Raw genomic sequence first — 21,855 nt, forward strand, 5'->3', positions numbered from 1 at the left:
ATCGTGGGGCCATCGAACTCACGGCAGTGCTGTTCGCGCTCAGTGACAGAGCGCGGTTGGAGCTGGTGCAGGAACTGTCGGACGGTCCTGTCGATATGGTCGACTGTTCGGCTCTCGGCGTGGACACCCCGAAGTCCACGCGCTCGCATCACGTGAAGGTGCTGCGGGAGGCGGGCGTGATCATCAGTGAGTTGTGTGGGCGCAACCGGCGGCTGACGCTGCGCCGCGCCGATCTTGATGATCGATTTCCGGGGCTTCTCGATGCGGTGTTATCGGAGCATCACCGGGGCTGATGTAGCGCGACGGTTCGGCGGTCCCGCCCCGGTAGCGGGTCGGCAGGCCCTACTCGCTCCGCTACCGGGCCGTTTCGCACCGTCAGGACAGGCGTTCGATGATGAGCGCCATGCCTTGACCTCCACCGACGCACATGGTTTCGAGGCCGAACTGCTTGTCGTGGTACTGGAGGGAGTTGATGAGGGTGGTGGCGATACGTGCACCGGTCATGCCGAACGGGTGCCCGATCGCGATGCTGCTTCCGTTGATGTTGAGCTTGTCCATGTTGATGCCGAGGTCGCGGGCCGACGGGATGACCTGCGCGGCGAACGCCTCGTTGATTTCGACGAGGTCGATGTCGTCGATGGTCAGGCCCGCGAGTGCTAGCGCCTTGCGGGAGGCTTCGATCGGGCCGAGACCCATGATTTCGGGGGACAGGCCGGAGACGCCGGTGGACACGATCCGGGCAAGCGGGGTGAGGCCCAGTTCCTTGGCTTTGGTGTCGCTCATGATCACCAGGGCGGCGGCGCCGTCGTTGAGGGGGCAGGCGTTGCCGGCGGTGACGGTGCCGTCCGGGCGGAAGACGGGCTTGAGCTTCGCCACCGCCTCGAGGGTGGTCCCGGGCCGGGGGCCGTCGTCCTGGCTCACGATGGTGCCGTCGGCCAGGGTCACGGGCACGATCTCCCGGTCCCAGAATCCGTTGGCCTGCGACTTCTCCGTCAGGTTCTGCGAGCGGACCGCGAACTCGTCCTGCTCGGCCCGGCTGATGCCCTGCAGTTGTGCGACGTTCTCGGCGGTCTGCCCCATCTGGATGTAGACGTCGGGGAGCAGTCCGTCGGCGCTCGGGTCGTGCCAGGTGTCGGCACCAGCCTGGGCGCGGCGTTCGGATCGGGTGAGCGCGTCGGCGAAGCGCGGGTTCTTGGTGCCGGGCAGGCCGTCTGAGCGTCCGGCGGCCATGGAGCGGCTAACCGATTCCACGCCGGCCGAGATGAAGACGTCGCCTTCACCGGCCTTGATCGCGTGGAACGCCATCCGAGTGGTCTGCAGGCTCGAGGAGCAGTAGCGGTTGACGGTCGTACCGGGGACCTCCGTCAGGCCGGACAGAATGGATACCACGCGGCCCATGTTGTATCCGGCTTCTCCGGCCGGTTGTCCGCAGCCGAGGATCAGGTCGTCGATCTGGGTGCGGTCGAGGGCGGGGACCTTGTCCAAGGCTGCTGTGACCATTTGTGCGGTGAGGTCGTCGGGACGCACGTCTTTGAGTGACCCCTTGACGGCCCGCCCGATGGGGGAGCGGGCGGTCGACACGATGACTGCTTCAGGCATGAGTGTTTGTCTTTCTCTTGAATGCGGCTGCGGCCGAACCGATGAGCGCGCTGGGATTTCCGTAGTCGGGGAAGAGGGATTGTAGGTGGCGGACGACGTCCCGCGCGGTGTCCTTGTCGTCGACGGCGCCCATGAACGCGTCGATGAACGCGCGGGTCCCGCCGAGCGACGCGGTCGGGTCGTCATCAGGGAGGTCGGGGCGTTTGTGGCCGGCGACAACGATGCGGGGAGACAACGCGGCTACCTCGTCGATACTGGCGATCCACTGCGGCCACTCCTTGGGGCCGGAGGCGGCAAGAAACGGATTGATCCCGTTGTAGACGATGTCGCCGGCGATTACCGCCTCGATCGCGGGGATGTGGACGACCGTGTTGTGCGGGATGTCGCCCTGGCCGATCGTGAGGATCCGCAGTTCGTGCCCGTCGACTGGCAGTACAGTGCCCTTGAGAGGCTCCGGGACGGCCGAATTGTCCAGTGCGAGGCCGCCGAACATCGCCGTCCAACGCCTCCGGGTGAGTTCGAGGTCCTCCGCGATCTTCTCCGCGACAGCGGGGACCGCCACTGCACGCGCCTGGGGGAAGCGTGTCAGCAGCCATTCGAGTCCGAGGTAGTGATCCGGGTGCGCGTGGGTGATGTAGATAGTGGTCAGCGAACACCCCGAGATCTCGATGCGACGGGCGACTTCGTGCACATCGTCGAGGGTGTATCCGGTATCGACCAGGACCGCCTGGGTGGGCCCGAGCACCAGGGTCGCCGTGGTGGGGGAGAACGAGCCCCCGGCGGGTAGGTCGCGTTGCGGACTGGTGTAGACGTCGAGTGTCAGGGTCGGCATGGAGTTCACCTTGTGGTCGAGTGGATTCGGTGCCGGACGGTCACCGAGGACAGCGCGGCCTGGGCCCGGTCGAGCAGCGCCGGGTCGTCGGCGAGCAGTCGCACGACGACGTCGATTCCCGCGGCGCCCTGATCCTGGGAGTACAGCTCGTATCGGCTGTGTAGTCCGGCCTCGTCGAGCAGTCGCGTGAAGGCACGTTCGACCGCGTCCACCCGCAGTTGGTTCTTCAGGATCTTGCCGACCGGCGATTTCGGCAGTTCGTCGAGGACGAAGAACTGCTTGGGCTGTGCTGCGCGTTCGCGTACCCGCTCCCGCATGTGCGAGGCCAGTTCGTCGAAATCTAGGTGTTCGCCCTCGACTACGACAACATAGGCGACCGGTACCTCCCCGGCATCGGGGTCCGGCATCCCGACCACCGACGCCTCGGCGACGCGGGGGTGCTCGAACAGGGCTTCCTCCACCGGGGCGGGATCGATGTTGTGACCACCGCGGATGATCAGATCCTTGGCACGCCCGGTGATCCGGAGGAACCCGTCGGCGTCGATGCTGGCGAGGTCGCCGGTGTTCAGCCAGCCGTCGTCGAGGACGACCCCGTCGTTCTGTCGGGCGTCGAGATAGCCCGCGAACAACCCGGGGCTGCGCAGCAGCAGGATTCCCGGCTCGCCGGTGGCGCACTCGTGGTGTTCGCGGTCAGGGTTCTGCTGGACGATCCTGGCGGCGGTGTACGGCACGGGCATGCCGATGATGCCGGGTCGCGGCTCCACCCCACGTGGGCAGCCCACGACCGCGCCGGAGGTCTCGGTCAGGCCGTATCCCTCGGCGATGCTGACTCCGGTGAGGGCTCGGAAGCGGTCCGCCACCTCCATGGACAGCGGCGCGGATCCGCTCGTGACTCGGTCGAGGGTGTGGTGCGCGGGGATGTCGGCCGGCCGCTGGACAAGCCTGTTGGCGATGGTCGGCAGCAGGGGAACGCTGGTTACCGAGTACTTCTGCACCATCGGCCAGAAGTTGTCGACCACCCCGGGCCCTCGCCAGCCACCCGATGTCGGGAAGATTCCCGTTCCACCGAGGGCCAGCCCGGTGAGCTGGGTGACGGCGATCCCATGAACGTGGAATGTCGGAGAGGCGCAGAACCGCACCGAGCCGACCGGCACTCGGTGCGTTACCGCTGAAGCCCAGGATGCGTAGATTTGGCCGCCGTGGGTGACCCGGGCCAGTTTCGGGGTGCCGGTGGTGCCGCCGGTGCCGAAGATCGCGCCGACGGTGTCCCACTCGATGTTCCTGGGTTCGATCAGTGCGTCGCCGGGGTGCTGGTCGAGTTCGTCGACCAATTCGAGGAATCGCACACCACCTGGTACGGGGCCGGACCGAGAGCCGCCGGCCCGGATCACCGTCTCCACGGTCGGGGCGTGCGCCAGGATTGCGTCGATTTTGGGCCACACATCCGTGGTGGCGTCGCCGCCGAAGCTGACCAGGATCGTCGATCCGGTGGCGGTGATGAGTTCGCCGAGTAGTTCCGGCTCGAGCATCCAGTTCAGTGGATTGGCGATTCCGGCGGTCTGGGCGCCCCACAACGCGAACTGTGGTTCGGGGGTGTTCGCCGTCAGGATCGATACGGGGTCGTCGGCTCGTACGCCGAGGGAGTGAAATAGGTTCGCGGCCTGAGTGATCCGCTTTAAGACCTGACGGTGTGTGAGGTGTTCTGCTGTGGTGAGATCACGTACATCCGGAAGGTAGGTGAAGGCTGTCGCCTCCGGGTCGATCATCGCGCCGTCGCGGATGTAGTCGTACACACTGCTCGGGAGGCCTCGCTCCGAGAGCGGGGTTCGCTCGTACTCTTCGATCTTGGCCCGGCTCGACAGATCCTGCATGGCCCAATAGGGCGGGATGGGCGCGACTGCAAGGCCGTCATATTCACTTGTTCGATCGTTTTCGCGGGTCGCACTCTGTGCGTTCATTATCTGGAGTTCTCCGTCGCTTCCAATCGTGGCTGTCGTGTCGATGACCGACTACGCCTTGGCGGTGAAGCGACCGAAAGCGGCCTTCGCGTCATCGCTCACAAGTCGCTCGGCGAACACCGTGTACTCGTCGGCGAGCGCGTCGCGCACGGCGGAGTGCCGGTGCTTGCGGAGCAGGGCCTTCGTCGCTTCGATAGATCCGGCCGGAAATGCGGTGAGACCTGTGGCTCGGTCCAGGGCTTCGGTCAGTGCAGCTCCCTGCCCGACGACACGATTGATCAAACCGGCCTCGGCCGCTGCACCGGCGCCGAATATCTCACCCAGCAACAGCAGTTCCGCGGCCTGTTTGTCGCCCGCAATGCGGGGCAGTAGATAGGTCGATGCGCCCTCCGGGCTCAACCCCAGTGAGGTGAAGGGAAGCCGGAATCGGGCGCCGTCGCCGGCGAACGCGAGGTCGCAATGCAGCAGCATGGTGACCCCGATGCCCACCGCGTAACCCTCCACCGCGGCGATGACCGGCTTGCGGGCATCAAGGAGAGCACCGAACAGCAGCGTTCCGCCGCGCGGCTCCGGTTGCGGGGTGCGCAGGAAGTCGTCGATGTCGTTGCCGCTGGTGAAGTTTCCGCCGGCACCGGTAAGTACGACCACCCGTACTGCAGGCTCAAGGTCGGCGTCCGCAATGGCGGCGGCGAGTGCGACATAGGTCGCGTGATCGAGGGCATTGCGGCGCGTGGGCCGGTCGATCGTCATCACCCGGACGCCGTCCCGCACGTCCTCGATGCGCAGACTTCCGTGATCGCCGGCCGACGGTGTGCTGCGGGGCGACGATGCTGCCTGCTGAATGCTCGTCATCAAATCTTCTCCTTGCGTTCCAAGCGATTCAGGGAACAAGTAGGGATAGGGTTTCGGCCACGCAGGCCGGCTTGTCGCTGCCTGCTCGCTCGATCGTGATTCGTGTGCGGCATCGGGTGCCGGATGCGCCGGTAGTGAGTTCGAGCAACTCCACGCCGGCGCGGAGTCGTGACCCCACCGGCACGACCGAGGGGAACCGCACCTTCTCGCTTCCGTAGTTGATGCTCATGGTGGGACCGTCGACCTTGTACACCTGCCACACGAGGGGCGGGATCAAGGACACGGTCAGAAAGCCGTGGGCGATCGTGGTCCCGAACGGCCCTTTGGCAGCCCTCTGTTCGTCGACATGGATCCACTGACGATCGCCGGTTGCCGCCGCGAAGCGATCGATCTGGCCCTGGGTGACCTGGTGCCAATCGCTGTACCCGAGATGGGTGCCGACGGCTTTCTGGAGTTCGGCGATCCCAGCGAAAGTTCTCACATCGCCTCCCTACTTGCTGTTGTCGCCGCGAGTACCCGGAGTCGATCTCTGTCGGGGTTGATGAATGTCAGCGCGAGCAGAGCGAACACGCCGGCGGCCGCACCGAGGATCTGGAAGGAGAGCGCGAACCCGTCCGCTTTTGTTGCGGCGTGGTCGACGATGACTCCGGCCAGCCAGGGGGCGATCAGGCCGCCGACCGACATGATCGCCATGTACACCCCCAGCGTTCCGGCCAGCTGCCGCTGGGGGCAGATCACGCTGACCGCGGTATTGACCAGCGGAGCGGCACCAGATGCGACACCGTAGGCCAGCGAGATCATTGCAACCACTACCAGAGGTGAGTCGACGTACGGGACGAACAGCAGGATCACGGCGCCGAGCGCGACACCGGAGGCGGCGACGACCGCGCGCGCCCGCCGTACGGTGGAGCCGCGGGCGATCAGGCGGTCACTCACGCGCGAGATCGTCAGCATGTAGACGAGGGCGAAGATGCTGGGGATCCCGAACATCGACCCTGCCTGCTGGGCTGAGAAGCCGAGTCCGAGTTCGAAGTACGACGGCAGCCAGGTCAGAATCACCGTCTGCAGCGCGTAGTAGGCCATGAACAACAGGGCGCCGAAGATGAAGGTGGGCGTGCGGAAGATGGACAGCCACGGCACGGTGTTGTCGGACTGCTGCTCGCCCGTGGACTTGGCGGCCGGCGCCAAATGCGGTCCTTGCGACCAACTGGTCACCCACAGGATGCACCACAGGGCGCCCATGATCGCCATGGTGATCAGGGCGGCCCGCCAGCCGAAGGAAACGGTGATGTAGGTCAGCAGTGGCGCGAAGACGATCTTGGCGATCGAGACGGAGCTGAGAAGAAGCGCACTGGGGAAGCCGCGCTTGTCCGGTGCATGCCAGGAGTAAACCGCGGTGTGCATGAGGGCCGAACTCGGGCCTTCGGCGAAGCCGAGGAGCATCCGGCTGGCGATCAGCACCGCGAGGGTGGCCGACAGCACCACCGGCAGGACTGAGGCTGACCAGACCAGCGCGAGCGCCAACAGGGCCCACCGCAGACCGAACCACCGGCTCAGGAGCCCTGAGGCGAAACCGCCGATGGTGAACATCAGGAAGAACAGGCTGCCCACCATGCCGATCTGCGACGACGTCAAGCCCAGCTCACGAGCAAGCGGCTGGGCGATGATGCCGTACACGGCCTTGTCGGCGTAGTTGATCATGTACAGCAGGATGACCACCGCGGTCATCGACCAGGCAGTTCTGCGAGTCCCGGACGACTGCGCGGCTGCCGTCTCCTCGAGTTTTCCGACGGTCACTGGATGTTTCCTTCCGAATACGGCGCCGGTAGGCGCCCCGACGATGACGACACCCCCCGATGTCCGTGGCATGTGATCCGCGCCACGAAGAGAATTCTCTCCGGATGCCGTCACGGTGTCTGTAGGACAACCGAGACCGCTCGTGTCGGAATCATCTGACACCGCTTCCGGATGGCTGCCCGCAGGAAGAGACAGTTCCTCTACCTGCGGGCAGGCCGATACCGGTGCCGGCCTGCCCAGCTCCGAACGGGGACGACACCGGTATGAGCTGGCGCGCTGCGTCTTACGCTCAGCGGTGGGCTACTGGAAGGTGGTTTCCCCGTTGCGGACGAGCTTTTCGAGCAGCGGCGCGGGAGTCCAGGACTCCCCATGCGTTGCTTCGAATTCGCGGATCTTGCGGAGCACCTCGGCAAGGCCGAGGGTCTGCGCGTAGTACATCGGCCCACCCCGGTAGGCCGGGAAGCCGTACCCGTCGACGTAGACGACATCGATGTCGGACGCGCGCTGAGCGATGCCCTCACCGAGGATCTTCGCGCCCTCGTTTACGAGCGCGAGGATGCACCGGTCGACGATCTCGGCGTCACTGATCTCCCGGCGCTCGATCCCGTCTTCTGCGGCGCAGCGCAGGATGACCTGCTCGACCACAGGATCAGGCACCGGATTCCGGCTGCCATCCTCGTACCGGAAGTAGCCGGCAGCGGTCTTTTGTCCGAAGCGGCCACTCTCACAGAGAACGTCGGCGACCCGTGAGTACCGCAAGTGCTTGGGCCGCGTCGGAGACAGGCGCTTGCGGGCTGCCCATCCGATGTCGAGCCCGGCCAGGTCGGACATGGCGAACGGTCCCATGGCGAGGCCGAATTCCCGTAGGACGCTGTCGATCCGCTCCGGCGTGGTGCCTTCTTCGAGTAGGAAGTCCGCCTCGCGGCGGTACGGCGAAAGCATCCGGTTCCCGATGAACCCGTCGCACACCTTCGACAGCACCGGAACCTTCGTGATCTTCTGCGCGAGCGCCAGGCTGGTCACGACGACGTCGTCGGCGGTCGCGTCGCCGCGCACCACCTCGAGCAGCTTCATCACGTTGGCCGGACTGAAGAAGTGCAGTCCGATGACGTCCTGCGGCCGGGAGACCGACCGGGCGAGTTCGTCGATGTCCAATCGGGACGTGTTCGACGCCAAGACCGCGCCGGCCTTGCAGATGGCATCGAGTTTGGCGAACACCTCCTTCTTCACGGTCATGTCCTCGAAAATGGCTTCGACGACGAGGTCCGCTGCTGATGCCGTGCCGAGTTCGAGGCTCGGCGCGATCAATGCCATCCGCTGCTCAACTTGTTCCGGTGTCAGCCGACCCTTTGCGGCGGTGGCCTCGTAGTTGCGACGGATTGTCCTGACTCCGCGATCGAGGGCATCGGCGTTCTGCTCGATCAGATCAACCGCGAAACCGCCGTTGGCGAACGCCATGGCGATACCCGTGCCCATGGTGCCGGCCCCGATCACAGCAATCCGGTTGATCGGCCGCGGTGCCGTCGCACGGTCGATGTCGGTCACCTTGGCCGCTTCCTTCTCCGCGAAGAAGACATGTCGCAGCGCCTGGGCCTCGGGGCTGTCGACCAACCGCACGAAGGCGGCGCGTTCGAGGGCAAGGCCATCCCCGATGGGAAGGGTGGTGGCCGCCTCGACGGCATCGATCGCCGCGAGTTGCGCGACGCGGTTGCGGGTGCTCGGCCGGACACGGCGGCGGGCGGCGTCAAAGTCGACGCCCTCACTGCTGGCCGGCGGGCGATCGTCGATGAGCGGGGCTCCCGCGCCTTCGGGGACGCTGTTGCTCAGGAAGGCCAGCGCGGCGTCGAGGGGGTCGCCGGCCGCACAGTGGTCCACGATCCCGAGTTCGGCGGCGCGGGCAGCGGTGACGGTGGCACCGTTCTGGATCATCTCCAGGGCCTGCCCGGTGCCGATAAGCCGCGGCAGGCGCTGGGTGCCGCCGGCACCGGGGAGCAGACCCACGTTGACCTCGGGCAGTCCGATCGTCGCGCCCTGCTGGGCGATGCGGTAGTTGCACACCAATGCCAGCTCGAGGCCACCGCCGAGTGCGAACCCGTGGATGGCGGCCACCACCGGTTTGCGCAGCGCCTGGATCTGGTCGAACACCTCCGACACGGACGGCTTCACGGCGGCGGCCGGTGTTCCGAACTGGCGCAGGTCTGCGCCGCCGCAGAATCCCTTGCCGTCACCGACGATGACCACTGCTCGGATCGCGTCATCTTCGGCTGCGGTGATGCCCGCCGACAGGCCGGTGCGGATCGTGTCACCGAGTCCGTTCACCGGCGGGTTCGCCAACCGGATCACCGCGACATCACCGCGCACCTCGTACTGCACGGTCGGTGACAGGTTGACGATCTGGGTTGTCTCACTCATACGAAAGCTCTTCTCTTTCTGAATCCGGCTCAGCGACCCTGGAACACGGCTTCACGCCGGTCGATGAAGGACTGGATACCTTCCTTGCAATCCTCGGAGTTCATCACTTGCTCGCGAATGACTGGGATCTGCGCGATCGCGGCCTGCTCGGCCGCGTCGAGGAAGGCCATCGCACCGACCTTCGTCGCGCGGATCCCCAGGGGTGCGTTCTTGCAGATCTGACGGGCGAGTTCGATCGCGCGGTCGATCTGCTGCCCGAACGGTACGACCTCCTGGACGAATCCCATCCGCAGGGCGGTATCGGCGTCGAACTGGTCGCACAAGAACAGGTGGTACATCGCGTTTCCCCAGCCGGTGCGCGTCAGGTAGCGGAAATGGGCGCCGCCGATCGGGGCGATGCCCCGCTTGGATTCGAGTTGCTGGAAGCGCGCCGTGTCGGCGGCTACGACGATGTCGGCGGCGAGCATCATCTCGATGCCCACGGTGAAGGTGAGGCCCTGGACGACCGCGATGACCGGCTTGCGGCATTGGCGGCCGAGGCCGAACGGATCGACCTTCGCGGGATCGCGGGGCTTCGCCGTTGCATTCGGGCCGAAGAACTTGGGCATGTCCAGGCCAGCGGTCGTATCCTTGCCGGCCGAGCAGAACACGGCCACCCACAGATCGTCGTCGTCATCGAACGTCGTCAGATGCTCGCTCAGCTGTTCCATCATCTCCGGGGAATACGAGTTCTTCTTTGCCTCGTTCTCGACGGTGATCACGGCGATCCGGCCGTCGATCCTGAGGGTGACTTCGCCGGGCTTTGTGTCGGTACTCATCGGGTGCCTTTCGTGGAGGAGAGGGGATCGGGGCGGTCAGATCGCCGTGGCGCCGCCGTCGACGGCCAGGATCTGGCCGGTGATGTGCTTGCCGGCGTCACTGGCAAAGAGCAACGCGGCACCCTTGAGGTCGTTCTCGTCGCCGATCCGACCCTGCGGAATGCGCGCGGTGATCGAGTCGAGCCGCTTCTCCAGCGTGCCGCGAGTCATATCGGACGGAAAGAAGCCGGGGGCCAACGCATTCACGGTGATGCCGTGGGGAGCCCATTCCGCGCCGAGGGCGCGGGTGAAGTTGATGACCGCGGCCTTGCTGGTGTTGTAGGCGATCGTCTTCGCCCCGGTGGGGGCGTTACCTTTCATGCCGGCGATCGACGCGAGATTGATGATCCGACCGTATCCGGCCGGAATCATCGATCGCTTGCCGATCTGCTGCGACAGCAGGAACAGCGAGCGCACGTTCAAATTCATGACCTTGTCCCACGCGGCGAGCGGGAGATCCTCGGCCGGGGAGCCCCAGGTCGCGCCGGCGTTGTTGACGAGGATGTCGATCGTGCCGACTCGCTCGAGTGCCTCGTCCGCCAACCGCAGGACCTCCTCCTCGCGACTGGAGTCTGCGGCGATCCATTCACACTTTATTCCCTTGGCGGACAAGCGTTCCTGCGCGATCTGCAAGGAGTCGGCCTTGCGTGAGCTGATCACCACGCGAGCGCCCTGCTCGCCGAGAGCCTCGGCGATCTGCAGACCGAGGCCACGCGATCCTCCGGTGACGAGAGCGGTGCGTCCGTCCAGGGCAAACAAGTTCTTGGTGTTGGTCATCGTGTGCGGCCTTCTGTGATCGTGCCTCGAAGAAATGATGTCGTCGAGGCGTGTGGAGAGGAGGAGAGTCCTGTGGTGACGCGGCGCAACCCCTAGAAGGCGATAGCTGCGTCGTCCATCAAAATCTTTGTGTCCGAGCGGGCTCGGACCAGCAGCGAGAAGGTATCGGGGAGCAGCTTGTCGAAGTAGAAGCGCGCGATGGCGAGCTGCTGACGGTGAAAGTCGGTGGCCTGATCGCCCAGTTGCAGCACGGTGTCCGCGGCACGCGCCCAGAAGTAGGCGAGTACGTAGTAACCGACGAGATTGAGGAAATCGACCGCACTGGTCCCGACCCGGCAGTCGTCATCCTGCGCCCAACGGGCCAGATCGGTGACGAGGGTGTCGATCTCCCCGGCCAGCGTTATGAGAGCGACCCGGAAGAGATCCATCTCCTGCCGGCCGTCGAGTGTCTGGGCATAGCCACTGACCATTTCGACGAATTGCTTGAACCGGCGACCGCCGTCGCTGAGTACCTTCCGTTGCAGCAGGTCGTGGGACTGCACACCGTTGGTCCCCTCATAGATCGGGAGAATCCGGGTGTCGCGAAAGGTCTGCTCGGCACCGTAATCGGCGATGTAGCCGGCGCCGCCGTGGACCTGCATCCCCAACGAGGCAGAATCGACCGCACGATCGGAGACGAACGCCTTGGCCACCGGGGTCAGTAGGGACAGCATGTCTTCGGCGTACTCGCGGACCGACGGATCGGCCGACGACTTGCGGAGATCGACCTGCAATGCCAACCAGTACAGGAACAGCCGCGATCCACCCGACCAGGACTTCTGCGTCAGCAGCATGCGCCGCACATCCGGTTGATCGATGATCGGGTCCGCGGCCTGATTCGGTGTGCGCATCGACTCCGGTGCCCGAGACTGGATGCGTTCACGGGCGTAGGTCAGGGCCTTCTGGTTCGCCACCTCGTTCATGCCGAGCGCTTGCACACCGGTGCCCAGCCGGGCGCCGTTCATCATCACGAACATCGCCGCCAAACCCTTGTTCACCTCGCCGACGAGGTGTCCGACGGCGTTGTCGAAGCGCAGCACGCAGGTCGCGCTTCCGTGCAACCCCATCTTGTTCTCGATGCTGTCGCAGAACACACCGTTGCGGTCGCCGACGGCGCCGTCGGGGTCGACCGCGCGTTTCGGGACGACGAACAGGCTGATACCCCGGGTGCCCTTGGGGGCGTCCGGGGTCCGGGCCAGCACGAGGTGCACGATGTTCTCGGCCAGGTCGTGTTCACCGGACGTGATGAACATTTTCGCCCCCGTGATCCGGTAGCTGCCGTCCTCGGCCGGTACCGCGCGGGTGGTGAGCAGGCCCAGGTCGGTGCCGCAGTGCGGTTCAGTCAGGCACATGGTGCCGGTCCACTGACCGGAGGCCAGTTGCGGCAGGTAGCGGCGCTTGAGTTCCTCTGACGCGTTTGCGTTGAGGCATCGATATGCGCCGGCGGACAGGCTGGTGTAGAGGGTCCACGAGGGATTGGCCGACGCGAGCATCTCCTTGATAGCGGAACCTACGGTGGACGGCATACCGCCGCCGCCATGCTCGACATCGCAGTCCACCGCCGGCCACCCGCCGGCGACGTACTGGTCGTACGCCTTCTTGAACCCCGGGGGAGTCACCACCGTGTCGCCGACCAGACGGCACCCGTCGCGGTCACCCACGGTGTTGAGCGGGGCCAGAACGCGAGCACAGAAGTCGCCGGCACCCTCGATCACTCCGTCGATGGTGTCGCGGTCGATGTCGACACCGGCGCCTTGCAGCGTAGCGGCGGCGTCGAGCACCTCGTGCAGTACGAACTGCATCTCACGGATCGGAGGTGTGTAGTTCATCGGGTTTCGGCCCTTCCCACTGGTATGCCTTGGTAAGGCCGATACTTCCGCGGTTCGCCCCTCGGTGTCTGTCGGAAGAACGCCACGCTCGGCGTCGGAGTTATCCGACACGCATCGACATCGATCGCGCGATCGCCACAACGGAAATACCGATCACGAGTCTGCGCAAACCCGCCCGCATCGGCACACCCCGAAAATTCCCGAGACCGGCGGTGCTCGGCAGGTCGCTACCATCGGGACCGACTATCCGAAAGGGCACCGAGAAAATGATCAACGTGTTGCTCGTAGACGACCACACCATCTTCAGAGCCGGACTTGTGCGCCTACTCGAAGAAGACCGCAGCATCGACTCCGTGATGCAGGCCGCCGACGGAACCACCGCGTTGAAACTCATCCGAGAACATTCGTTCAGCGCGGTTCTCCTCGACATCAACCTACCGGTCCGCAGCGGTCTCGAACTCCTGCCCGCGATCGCGCGAATCGCACCGCATCTGCCGGTCATCATGTTGAGCATGTACTCGGCCAAGCAGTACGCGCTTCGCGCCTTCGAGTCCGGCGCGAGCGGTTATGTGTCGAAGGACATGGACGCCGAGGTGCTCATCGCCGCGATCCATAAAGTGGTGGCAGGCGGCCGGTACATCACTCCCGAAGTTGCGGAGCAGATGCTCGAGAACGTCGACGTCCTACAGAGCGAAAATCGGCACCTGACACTCTCGGAGCGTGAATATTCGGTCATGATGCAGATCGCCAATGGCGTCAGTCTGACCGCTATTGCTCAGGAAATGCACGTCAGTATCAAGACGGTCAGTACCTACCGGTCCCGGTTGCTGAAGAAAATGGGGCTGGACGGAAATGCGGCGTTGGTGCAGTACGCGGTACGTAATCGACTCATCGATTGACCGTCCCGGTGCTCGTGGCTACTTCGCGAACGCCCACGGGACCCGTACCTCGATACGTGCGCCACCCGCGGTCGAGTTTCCGATCGTCGTGTGCCCCCCGATACGCCGGGCGCGTTCGCGTATTCCCGCCAGACCCAGCCCGTCGGTCGACTCCTCGATTGAGGTCGGAAGCCCGACGCCATCGTCCTCGATCGTCGCCTCGAGTGTGTCGTCGTCACGCTCGAGCGTGATGGTTACCTTCGTCGCAGATGCGTGTCTGGCGACGTTCGTCAACGCTTCCTGAATGATACGGAAAAGGTCTCGTTCTGAAGCGGGGTCGGCCGCGGACTCGGTCTGCGGAACGGTGACCGAACATGCGATGCCGTAGCGCGCCTGGAACTTCGCCGCGTGATCGCGGATGGCGTCGAGCATGCCCAGGTGATCGATGAGGGAAGGGCGCAGCTCATCCGAAATCCGGCGCACCGCGTCGATCGCTTCCTGCGCCGTACCGGAGATCTCGTGCGTCAACTGCAATAGTCCAGCGATGTCGGTGCGCTCCGATCGGGTTCCGGAATTCAGCGCATCCGCACCCGTAAGTCGTCGCCGCAGTCGCGCAACATCGAACTTCAATGCCGTCAGCAACCCCCCGATATCGTCGTGCAGCTCCAGGGCGATGTGCGCGCGTTCAGTGTCTTGAATCGTCTCGACGGCCGACATCAACGCCCGCAATTGCGATCGAGACGCCTCAATATCCTTGAGCGCCTTCTCTCGTTCGGTCACATCGATGCCGATACCGACCACCGCCGGCCGGTTGCGATAAATCACCTGCCGCCCATGGATCTCGATCAATCGAGGGCCCCGGCGTCGGACATTGGCACGAATGATGAAATGAGACTCCTGGTCCGAGCCCTGAACACGTCTTTCGTATTGCGCCACCAAACTGTGGCGTTGCTCAGGCGGAGCGATATCTGCCAACGGTCTGCCCATAAACCGTGACGGCGTGGTCCCGAAGAAATCAGCGAACTTGTCGTTCACATACTGCATCACGCCGTCTTGCAGCAGGTAGATACCGGCAACAGATTGCTCGACAATACCGTGAAACAATTGCGCGATATTGGCGTGATCGTTGTCTTCGAATCCGTTCACCGGACATCAAGCGTTCGCTGGATCGTGCAGTTGTCAGTGCTGTAGTCGAGCCAGTACATGAACGGACCCTACCGGAATGCAGTCTTGACAGTCAGCTATCTCGGTGCGGCTCACTGCCCGACAGCGTGCGTGCGATGCGCATCGTGCGGTGGATGGCGCGCGCAGGAGGATGCGCTGGATCGCGGCGTGGAGTGGATGGATGGATGGACGGACGCGCTGGACGCGTGGTGCGCGCGTGGACGCGCGCTGCGCATGGATGGAGGTCGGTGGTCGCTCGAGTCGAGTCTGTGGTGCGCCCACCGATATGGGTGCGAGGTTTATCGGGTCGGGTTCGCGCCGCCGCCGTGGGAATGGACACCGTGGGTGTATGCCACCGACGGCCGGTTCACCGGCCGGTGGGACGACCCGGACGACCCGGACGGCGTGTGGCGCACCCTCTATGTTGGTGCCAGCCGATTGGCCTGCTATCTGGAGGTCCTCGCCTACGCCCGGCCGAGCGCGCAGGTGATCGCGGATCTGGACGAGATCGTCGTCGACGATGAGGATGCCGCCGCATTCCCCGCTGTCGAACCCGGCCGGGTGCCGCGTGTCGGGTTTCGGTCGGCTGCGATCCGACACGGACTCGATGATCTCGACGGCGCCGCGATTCGCCAGCGGCCGCCCGCGGGCTTTGACGCAGGCAATCTCCAAGGGGGTCAACACCCTTGGCGGTCCGGACGGATATCTGATCACCGGTGTCGAGTTCGACTCGCGGCACGGTGACGGGCTGCGGCCGAAGGGCGGTCTACGAGCGACCCGGGTGACCCGGTCGTCAGCCCGCACGTCACCGCATTGGATCAGATGCCGGTGGCACCCGACGACAGGGACCTTGCCGGGGCGATGCGTCTGCTCGGACTCGAATGGGACGATACGTGAGCCCGGCCGCGGTGTGACCGATGAGATCTTCCGCGGTGTCGCGGCGGAAACCACAGTCACGACACCGGTTGCGGCTGGGTCGACGGAGGTCCACAGCGACGCGACACCGCGCTGGCTCTCGTGGGTCGGTCCCGTGATACCCGCTCGCCATCAGACGAATTCGCGGATCCGGGGGAGGACGTGGGCGAGTTCTTCGAACAGTGCCGGCCATCCACGGCGCAGGCGGGTGATGCGGCCGTGTTCGAGGAAAGCACCGTCGAGCATGTGCGAGACCCGCAGGTGCCCCTCGGGGGTGCCGAGTCGGCGAAGTGTGTCGTAGACGGGGTTCACCGGTAGCTGGTGGTGGGCGATGTAGGCCCAGATCTCCTCGACGCTCCAGTCCCAGATGGGCCCGAAGACATGTGTTCCGTCGGCTCGGTCGATGAGACCGCCGTGGTGTCGGCGTTGCTCGGTGGTGTTGGTGCAGCAGCCGTCACAGTCGCGTGTGACGTGGCTGCTGAGTGCGTTGTAGTACAGCGACCAGCGTCCGGTCCCTTTCGGTGACTCGTCGGCGCGTACACCCCAGATTTCTCCCGGCCCGTGTGCCGCGTGCGCCGCGCGGGAGGGTGCACCGATGAGGATGTCGCGCAGTTTCTGGCTCGTGGCTCGCGTGGGCTGCTGGTGGTCCCATTCGCCGGACTGCGCGAGGACGGTCAGCAATGGTGGGTCGGCTCGGTGGGGTTCGAGGTTCAGGTTCCAGGTGCCGGCGAGTGCGGTGATGTAGCTGTAGGTCTCGGGATACTCGAGGCCGGAGTCGAAGAACACGACGGGGATGTTCGGTTCGACCTGCAGGGTGAGGTGGAGTGCGACGAGTGAGTCCTTGCCGCCGGAGAAGGCGAGGTATCCGTCGTGGTCGTCGAGGTGCTGCTCGATGCGCCCGGTGAGGGCCCTGAGGTCGCGGCGGGGCCGGCGCAGTGCCCGGAGCGTGTTCAGGTCCAGGCCGTCGGGTTCGGGCTTGCCCACCACACGCCCTCCTCACAGTTGTCCGGTCTCGAGATCTCGGGAGCTTCTGTCACACAGTGTCCGCCCGGCGGATCTTCCTCCGGTCGTAGGGGCGTGTGAAGTCGCCTGGGCATGTGAGGAGTGTGGTGTGGGGAAACTGTGCGAGGTGGCCTTCCGGCAGGACGTCGTCGCCGCGGCATTCGCGTCAACGAACACGCGCGAGGCAGTCGAGCCCGCGAGGGTGGGCCGGTGCGGAAGATGCGCGGCGTCCCCGGTTCCGGTGGAGGCGGTGACCAAGGTGGTCTCCCGAACGTTCACGGGTTACGACTGCTGGAAGGCGCCCGCGGAGGGTGGGCTGTGCACGTCCTGCGCCTGGGCCTACCAGCACCCGGACCTACGCAGACGCATGCATGTGGTCACCACCCGACCAGCAATGAGGGCAGTGACCACGGCGGATCTCGAACGGATCTTGTCGCGGCCCCTCGAGCCGGATACCGCCGTGGTGGTGCCCTTGCGGCCCGGCCGAAAGCACATCCTGCCGCACGCACGGTGGGGCAGGATTGCTGTCGAGGACACGTCCCTGCCGTGGACTGCGCGTGACGTGGCGGCGGCGGCGGCGATGCGCCGCCTGCGTGCGCTGGGATTCGGGGCCCGCATGCTCGCCGAACCCGCGGCCCCATATCCGGTGCTCGCCCAGGTCGCCCCCAGGCGGTGGCCGGCGGTCTTCGCGGACTGGGACCGTCTCGCCCCGTACCGCCAGATCGGGCAGTGGTGGGAGCTCGCGCTGCGCGCCACCGTGTCGGCGAGCGCGAAGGGGACGACATGACCAGCCCGACCGGTCGATGGCTCGCGGCCGCACCGGCGGGGCTGCCGCCGCTCGACGGTCCGGCGGCAACGGCTGAACGACTGCTGCTGTTGCTGCACTACGGGATCGACTGGGATTCGGGATGGGTCGGTCGGCGGCGGGAAACGTACTGGACCCAGCACCTGCCGAACCGGGTCCGGGTCGCCACCTATATCGGTGGCGGCGATCTCGACCGGTGGTGGTCGGTGGTCTCCCGGTCCCTCGAATCGGAACCGACGAACACCGACCAACGGCTGGAGCTGGCGACGTTGCTGCGTGAGGAGTCCGAGCCGGTGCTGACGTTGCTGCGTGAGCGTCCCACGTCGTACGTGCTGCGCACACGGATCGTCGCCGAAGCCGTGGCCGCCGCCCGCACTGAGGGAAGGAAGAGATGATGAGGTCGACGGTGCGTTGGGATGTCGAGCTGACCGCGTTGTCCTCGATCTCCCAGAAGGGGGAGGACTCCGGAACGACGACGACACTATTGCGGCGTGAGCCGGTGATCCAGCCGGACGGCAAGCCGGTGCTGGTGCCGATCGTGTCCGGGAACTCCCTGCGCGGCGGGTTGCGCAGGATCGCCGAGGAGCTGTTCCGTGATGTCATCGGCTACGAGGGGCAGATCCCGCTCTCGGCGGCGCACGCGCTACGCAACGGCGGCTCGTTGACGAAGGTCACCGGCGACTCTCTGACCGGGCGGCGGCGGCAGCGACTGCGGGAGCTGGTTCCCCCGATCGGGGTGTTCGGCGGCAACGGCGGAGGCCAGCCACCGATCGATAGCTGCTTGAAGGTGGGCAAGGTCATCCCGCGGGTGCGGGAGACCGAGACGATCATGACCCGGGCGTATGACGGCCGGCTGATGAGTCAGTTCGAGTTGGTCTGCTTGGAGAGCTACAGCCGATTCGACGACACCGACACCCGGGCGTTCCCCGAACCAACCCCGACCGGGGTCGGAGCCGGCAAAGGTGCCTGCTCGTCGATGCTGATGCGATTCGAGGTCGAAACACTTCCCGCGGGAACCCGTTTCGAAACCTTCCTGCGGCTGGACCGGGCCACCGAACTCGAGATCTCGTTCTTCACCGAGGTGTGGGGCAGATTCGCGCGTGACGGATTCCTCGGAGGGCGCAGCGCGATAGGTCACGGACGGGTCCGCGCCGAATCGGATCGGGTGGTGTTGGCCGGCCCGGACCCGCAGTCAGTGGACTGGCGTGTCGAACTCGAACCACTGCGCGATGAGGTCATCGACGCATTGTGCTGGCTGACATGACCGCCGCCGTGGAGATGGCACCGTTCCTGGTGCGGGCGCACCTGTCGTCGGGACTGGCGCACGCGACGCCGTGGGGAATCAGTCTCGACGGGATCCTCGCCGCCGAACTGTGGGCCGATCACAAGGCCACGGCATGGGGCCGAGGCGAGTATGTGCCGGCGCTGACACCCGAGAGCGCCCCGCCCGACCTCGAGCTGCCACTGGCGCGGTGCGAGCTCGCCGGGCAGGACTGGCATTGGTGTGCGACGTGCTCGTTCCCCGAGGACCCGGCCGGTGATCCCGTGGTGCGGCACTGGGCGTCGCGGGCCGATCACCGCGGGCTCGAGCAACTCAGTCACACGCTGCCGGCGGTGATCTCGGATCGACAGGGTCGCTACCGGGCTCGCTACATGCCCCTGATGATCACCAGCACCCGCACGGTCACCTGGCGCGGAGTCGGAGATCTCGACGCCGTCGCCACGATCCTGGGTGGCCTGGATGTCATCGGTAAGAAACGGGCCCATGGTGAGGGCCGGGTCCTGCGGTGGGAGTTCGAACACTGCCCCGCCGCCGACCGGTGGGCGTCGGCGCACCTGCACAGCGACGGCACCCTCGGGCGCACCACACCACCGGCCTGCGTGCCGGATCGATTGGAACCGGAATCGGCCGGGTTCGGGTTGGCCGGTCTGCGGCCGCCGTACATGCACCCGACCCGAATGCGCCAACTCCACCTACCTCGATGAGTGTTGTGCGCGTACCAGGTTCGGTGCATGTTCTCCGCGCGATGTCACTCAACCCATCCATCTCGGAACTTCCTCCTCATAACGGGATAGAGCCGCACTCGGATGGATGACACGAATGCCGGGACGGAGGACATCGATCACGGCGTGACGGGGCGTGACGCGAAGCCGAGTCGCATAGTCCAGGTCAGGGGATACCGTCCGCCCCACCGAAACACCCATCTGGGACAAGGGAGATGAGCGAGATGACCGATACCGACACACGGCCCAGGATGGCCCTGGACGCTCCGCAGTGGCGAGACTTCGCGCTGTGCCGAGTCACCGATCCGGAAGCGTTCTTCCCCGAGACGGGGGAGAACGGCCGCCCGGCGAAGCGGGTGTGCTCTGGATGCGAAGTCCGTGACGCCTGCCTCGCCGAGGCGCTCGCCCATGATGAGCGGTTCGGGATCTGGGGTGGGCTGACCGCGGCCGAGCGCCGCAAGCATTACCCGAAGCGACACCGGTGACCGCCATTTTTCGACTCCGCTATCAACCTTTCGGGCTCACCCGGCGGTGTAGTGGGTGGCGGGTTCGCCGGGGTGTAGTCGGGTTTGGAGCTGCCGGAGTCGGTCCGGGCTCAGGGTGAAGTCATGCAGGGAGATCTGCCAGTCGAAGTCGGTAGTGGACCAGCGGTGGACGTCACCGCCCCAGCGCAGATTCCAGGGCTCAGAGGATCGGGGTCGGCGTGCCAACGATCCTCCGATGACATGGTCGCCGCCGAGGCTGGCCTCGAACGCACCGGTATCGTCGTTGTAGGTGTGCACCCATTGCACGTCGAGGTCCACCTGCACGGTGGTGGTCAACGGCTGGTCGGTGACGTGGGTGCGGAACCACTGTCTGCGGCGCGCGCGTTCGTCCTCCTGTTCGGTGCGTTCGCGGGCCGCCTCCTCCTCGGCGGACAGGAAGGGGCCGGTCCACTCGAAAAGGGCATTGTCGAGCGGCTCGTCGACAACGAACTCGGTCCATTCGTCGACAGCATCAACTGCGTCGTAACGTTGTTGGAGGACGATCCCGGTCTCGGCGTCGACAACGAGGCGCACGGTGTGCGGGTCGAGGTGGGCGGCGGCGAGCTCGAACGTCCACGCCGGCCGACCCAGAAACGTGGCGTGCCCTACCGCGCCAACGGGTTCGCTGTAGCCGGTCTTGGTGAACTCGGTCGCCGACCGCCAGTCCAACAGGTAGGTACCGGTGCCCTCGAAACGCACCGCGGAGGCGGGGCCCTCGACGGGAAGGTCACCTCGGGTGAAGCTCCAGCTGCGGCTGCCATCACTGATCAGCACCGGGTGACCGTCCGAATCTTCCACTCGCACGTTCGAGCCGGTGCGCCACACATGGTGGACGGTCTCGCGGGCGCGGCTGAAGTTTCCGGTGAACTGCGGTCGTGCCTGGTCGCCCATGATCGCCCAGCCTCCGAAATTTCCGGGTTGATGGCGACCGTTGCGGCTTCGGATCGTGCCGCGCAGGCTGATCGCGTGGCCGGGGCCGTCGACCATCCGGACCAGAACTTCGGGCCACGCGGTCTCACTGCTCACGGCCGTCGCCTCCCCTTCGGCGCAGGCGCGCTCGACCGGGTGCCGGGCGCTGCGTCAGCGTGTCCATCGGACCTATCTCTCCCATCGCGAACCGCGAATGCGGGGGTCGGTGCTACGACTCTTTCAGTACCGTACCCAGCGTGTGCTCAGCGCGTGAGACTTCGCGCCGGGGCCTGCAGCTGCTCGATTCGCCGCCCGCATTCGCTGCAGTTCCCCGTGTGACCATCCCAGAAACAGCCCGCGATAGCTGTCCCTAGAGGATCCGCTTGCGGGGCATCGTCCGCTGGCGAGCGGGTTGAACTCGCTCGCCGCGTGTGTTCGTGTTCCGGCGCGATCGGGTGATGGACGAAACCGGGCTGGATCGGTGGTGATGGGTGACCGCCGACGCGGTGAGTGATTGTGAGCCGCGCGCCGGCGACCGCTGATTCTCCCGGGATATCCGCCGGCCCGCGGACGATCTTTCCGCGCTGGGACGGGTGGTTGTCCCGGGGGGTCGGGACAAAGGGGGGGCAGGGGGGAAGGAAAACAACAAAAAACCACGCGTATCGGGGAAAAAAAACCAACAAAAGAACGAGATCGGGCGGG

The 21,855-nt window shown here is 65.7% G+C and carries 21 protein-coding genes; 8 read left to right on the forward strand and 13 right to left on the reverse strand.

Annotated elements, in window-relative coordinates; translation table 11 throughout:
- The first annotated feature begins 26 nt into the window (after positions 1-26).
- The gene (locus ACFU5V_RS35870; RefSeq protein ID WP_378705243.1) at positions 27-293 is read left to right on the forward strand and encodes an ArsR/SmtB family transcription factor; all 267 of its coding nucleotides are present in this window, start codon (positions 27-29) and stop codon (positions 291-293) included.
- Positions 294-375: 82 nt separating this feature from the next.
- On the opposite strand, the gene ACFU5V_RS35875 is transcribed toward ACFU5V_RS35870, so the two are convergent.
- From ACFU5V_RS35875 to ACFU5V_RS35920, 10 genes are all read right to left on the reverse strand, one after another.
- The gene (locus tag ACFU5V_RS35875) at positions 376-1,599 is read right to left on the reverse strand and encodes an acetyl-CoA C-acetyltransferase (RefSeq protein ID WP_378705246.1); all 1,224 of its coding nucleotides are present in this window, start codon (positions 1,597-1,599) and stop codon (positions 376-378) included.
- A complete protein-coding gene (locus ACFU5V_RS35880; RefSeq protein WP_378705247.1) occupies positions 1,592-2,431 on the reverse strand; it encodes an MBL fold metallo-hydrolase in 840 nt (279 codons plus the stop codon). The genes ACFU5V_RS35875 and ACFU5V_RS35880 overlap by 8 nt, the downstream gene beginning before the upstream one ends.
- A 5-nt stretch (positions 2,432-2,436) precedes the next feature.
- Positions 2,437-4,302, reverse strand: a complete 1,866-nt coding sequence (locus ACFU5V_RS35885) for an acyl-CoA synthetase (RefSeq protein ID WP_378705250.1) — start codon at positions 4,300-4,302, stop codon at positions 2,437-2,439.
- A 138-nt stretch (positions 4,303-4,440) separates the two neighbouring features.
- Positions 4,441-5,241 carry an enoyl-CoA hydratase-related protein gene (locus tag ACFU5V_RS35890; protein ID WP_378705251.1) on the reverse strand — a complete coding sequence of 267 codons (801 nt, stop codon included), beginning with the start codon at positions 5,239-5,241 and terminating at the stop codon, positions 4,441-4,443.
- A gap of 28 nt (positions 5,242-5,269) precedes the next feature.
- A complete protein-coding gene (locus tag ACFU5V_RS35895; RefSeq protein ID WP_378705253.1) occupies positions 5,270-5,722 on the reverse strand; it encodes a MaoC family dehydratase in 453 nt (150 codons plus the stop codon).
- Positions 5,719-7,038, reverse strand: coding sequence for an MFS transporter (locus ACFU5V_RS35900; RefSeq protein ID WP_378705255.1), 1,320 nt, complete (start codon positions 7,036-7,038; stop codon positions 5,719-5,721). The genes ACFU5V_RS35895 and ACFU5V_RS35900 overlap by 4 nt, the downstream gene beginning before the upstream one ends.
- A 300-nt stretch (positions 7,039-7,338) precedes the next feature.
- Positions 7,339-9,450, reverse strand: coding sequence for a 3-hydroxyacyl-CoA dehydrogenase NAD-binding domain-containing protein (locus ACFU5V_RS35905; RefSeq protein ID WP_378705258.1), 2,112 nt, complete (start codon positions 9,448-9,450; stop codon positions 7,339-7,341).
- A gap of 29 nt (positions 9,451-9,479) precedes the next feature.
- Positions 9,480-10,268 carry a crotonase/enoyl-CoA hydratase family protein gene (locus tag ACFU5V_RS35910; RefSeq protein WP_378705261.1) on the reverse strand — a complete coding sequence of 263 codons (789 nt, stop codon included), beginning with the start codon at positions 10,266-10,268 and terminating at the stop codon, positions 9,480-9,482.
- 36 nt (positions 10,269-10,304) lie between these two features.
- Positions 10,305-11,084: an SDR family oxidoreductase gene (locus tag ACFU5V_RS35915; RefSeq protein ID WP_378705262.1), complete on the reverse strand. Its 780-nt coding sequence runs from the start codon at positions 11,082-11,084 to the stop codon at positions 10,305-10,307.
- Between the two features lie 92 nt (positions 11,085-11,176).
- The gene (locus ACFU5V_RS35920; protein WP_378705265.1) at positions 11,177-12,952 is read right to left on the reverse strand and encodes an acyl-CoA dehydrogenase family protein; all 1,776 of its coding nucleotides are present in this window, start codon (positions 12,950-12,952) and stop codon (positions 11,177-11,179) included.
- A 266-nt stretch (positions 12,953-13,218) separates the two neighbouring features.
- On the opposite strand from ACFU5V_RS35920, the gene ACFU5V_RS35925 reads away from it, so the two are divergent.
- Entirely contained in the window at positions 13,219-13,851 is a 633-nt protein-coding gene (locus tag ACFU5V_RS35925; protein WP_378705267.1) for a response regulator, read from the forward strand.
- Positions 13,852-13,869: 18 nt separating this feature from the next.
- On the opposite strand, the gene ACFU5V_RS35930 is transcribed toward ACFU5V_RS35925, so the two are convergent.
- Positions 13,870-14,976, reverse strand: coding sequence for a PAS domain-containing sensor histidine kinase (locus tag ACFU5V_RS35930; protein ID WP_378705270.1), 1,107 nt, complete (start codon positions 14,974-14,976; stop codon positions 13,870-13,872).
- Between the two features lie 363 nt (positions 14,977-15,339).
- Between ACFU5V_RS35930 and ACFU5V_RS35935 the strand changes: the two genes are divergently transcribed.
- Positions 15,340-15,738 (forward strand): hypothetical protein, encoded by a 399-nt coding sequence (locus ACFU5V_RS35935; protein ID WP_378705273.1) that lies wholly within the window; start codon positions 15,340-15,342, stop codon positions 15,736-15,738.
- A gap of 303 nt (positions 15,739-16,041) precedes the next feature.
- Here the strand turns inward: ACFU5V_RS35935 and ACFU5V_RS35940 are convergent, their stop codons facing one another.
- Positions 16,042-16,896 (reverse strand): phosphoadenosine phosphosulfate reductase family protein, encoded by an 855-nt coding sequence (locus tag ACFU5V_RS35940; RefSeq protein ID WP_378705276.1) that lies wholly within the window; start codon positions 16,894-16,896, stop codon positions 16,042-16,044.
- Between the two features lie 124 nt (positions 16,897-17,020).
- On the opposite strand from ACFU5V_RS35940, the gene ACFU5V_RS35945 reads away from it, so the two are divergent.
- The 5 genes from ACFU5V_RS35945 (at position 17,021) to ACFU5V_RS35965 (ending at position 20,205) form a co-directional block, all read left to right on the forward strand.
- Positions 17,021-17,698 carry a hypothetical protein gene (locus ACFU5V_RS35945; RefSeq protein ID WP_378705278.1) on the forward strand — a complete coding sequence of 226 codons (678 nt, stop codon included), beginning with the start codon at positions 17,021-17,023 and terminating at the stop codon, positions 17,696-17,698.
- A complete protein-coding gene (locus ACFU5V_RS35950; protein ID WP_378705281.1) occupies positions 17,695-18,111 on the forward strand; it encodes a hypothetical protein in 417 nt (138 codons plus the stop codon). Before ACFU5V_RS35945 ends, ACFU5V_RS35950 begins: the two co-directional genes overlap by 4 nt.
- Positions 18,108-18,980: an RAMP superfamily CRISPR-associated protein gene (locus tag ACFU5V_RS35955; protein ID WP_378705283.1), complete on the forward strand. Its 873-nt coding sequence runs from the start codon at positions 18,108-18,110 to the stop codon at positions 18,978-18,980. Before ACFU5V_RS35950 ends, ACFU5V_RS35955 begins: the two co-directional genes overlap by 4 nt.
- A complete protein-coding gene (locus ACFU5V_RS35960) occupies positions 18,977-19,702 on the forward strand; it encodes a hypothetical protein (RefSeq protein ID WP_378705286.1) in 726 nt (241 codons plus the stop codon). The genes ACFU5V_RS35955 and ACFU5V_RS35960 overlap by 4 nt, the downstream gene beginning before the upstream one ends.
- Positions 19,703-19,935: 233 nt before the next feature.
- On the forward strand, positions 19,936-20,205 hold the full coding sequence (locus ACFU5V_RS35965; protein WP_072948860.1) for a WhiB family transcriptional regulator: 270 nt from the start codon (positions 19,936-19,938) through the stop codon (positions 20,203-20,205).
- Positions 20,206-20,241: 36 nt separating this feature from the next.
- On the opposite strand, the gene ACFU5V_RS35970 is transcribed toward ACFU5V_RS35965, so the two are convergent.
- A complete protein-coding gene (locus ACFU5V_RS35970) occupies positions 20,242-21,270 on the reverse strand; it encodes a hypothetical protein (protein WP_378705288.1) in 1,029 nt (342 codons plus the stop codon).
- Positions 21,271-21,855 lie beyond the last annotated feature (585 nt).

The sequence above is a fragment of the Rhodococcus sp. NPDC057529 genome, assembly GCF_042802055.1.
Lineage (GTDB): Bacteria > Actinomycetota > Actinomycetes > Mycobacteriales > Mycobacteriaceae > Rhodococcus_F.

Bases quoted from the DNA above. Each gene is read 5' to 3' on its own strand.
- ACFU5V_RS35965 (WP_072948860.1), top strand. From the start codon at position 19,936: ATGAGCGAGATGACCGATACCGACACACGGCCCAGGATGGCCCTGGAC.
- ACFU5V_RS35955 (WP_378705283.1), top strand. From the start codon at position 18,108: ATGATGAGGTCGACGGTGCGTTGGGATGTCGAGCTGACCGCGTTGTCC.
- ACFU5V_RS35890 (WP_378705251.1), bottom strand. From the start codon at position 5,241: ATGACGAGCATTCAGCAGGCAGCATCGTCGCCCCGCAGCACACCGTCG.
- ACFU5V_RS35910 (WP_378705261.1), bottom strand. From the start codon at position 10,268: ATGAGTACCGACACAAAGCCCGGCGAAGTCACCCTCAGGATCGACGGC.
- ACFU5V_RS35925 (WP_378705267.1), top strand. From the start codon at position 13,219: ATGATCAACGTGTTGCTCGTAGACGACCACACCATCTTCAGAGCCGGA.
- ACFU5V_RS35960 (WP_378705286.1), top strand. From the start codon at position 18,977: ATGACCGCCGCCGTGGAGATGGCACCGTTCCTGGTGCGGGCGCACCTG.
- ACFU5V_RS35915 (WP_378705262.1), bottom strand. From the start codon at position 11,084: ATGACCAACACCAAGAACTTGTTTGCCCTGGACGGACGCACCGCTCTC.
- ACFU5V_RS35905 (WP_378705258.1), bottom strand. From the start codon at position 9,450: ATGAGTGAGACAACCCAGATCGTCAACCTGTCACCGACCGTGCAGTAC.
- ACFU5V_RS35950 (WP_378705281.1), top strand. From the start codon at position 17,695: ATGACCAGCCCGACCGGTCGATGGCTCGCGGCCGCACCGGCGGGGCTG.
- ACFU5V_RS35920 (WP_378705265.1), bottom strand. From the start codon at position 12,952: ATGAACTACACACCTCCGATCCGTGAGATGCAGTTCGTACTGCACGAG.
- ACFU5V_RS35885 (WP_378705250.1), bottom strand. From the start codon at position 4,302: ATGCAGGATCTGTCGAGCCGGGCCAAGATCGAAGAGTACGAGCGAACC.
- ACFU5V_RS35875 (WP_378705246.1), bottom strand. From the start codon at position 1,599: ATGCCTGAAGCAGTCATCGTGTCGACCGCCCGCTCCCCCATCGGGCGG.
- ACFU5V_RS35880 (WP_378705247.1), bottom strand. From the start codon at position 2,431: ATGCCGACCCTGACACTCGACGTCTACACCAGTCCGCAACGCGACCTA.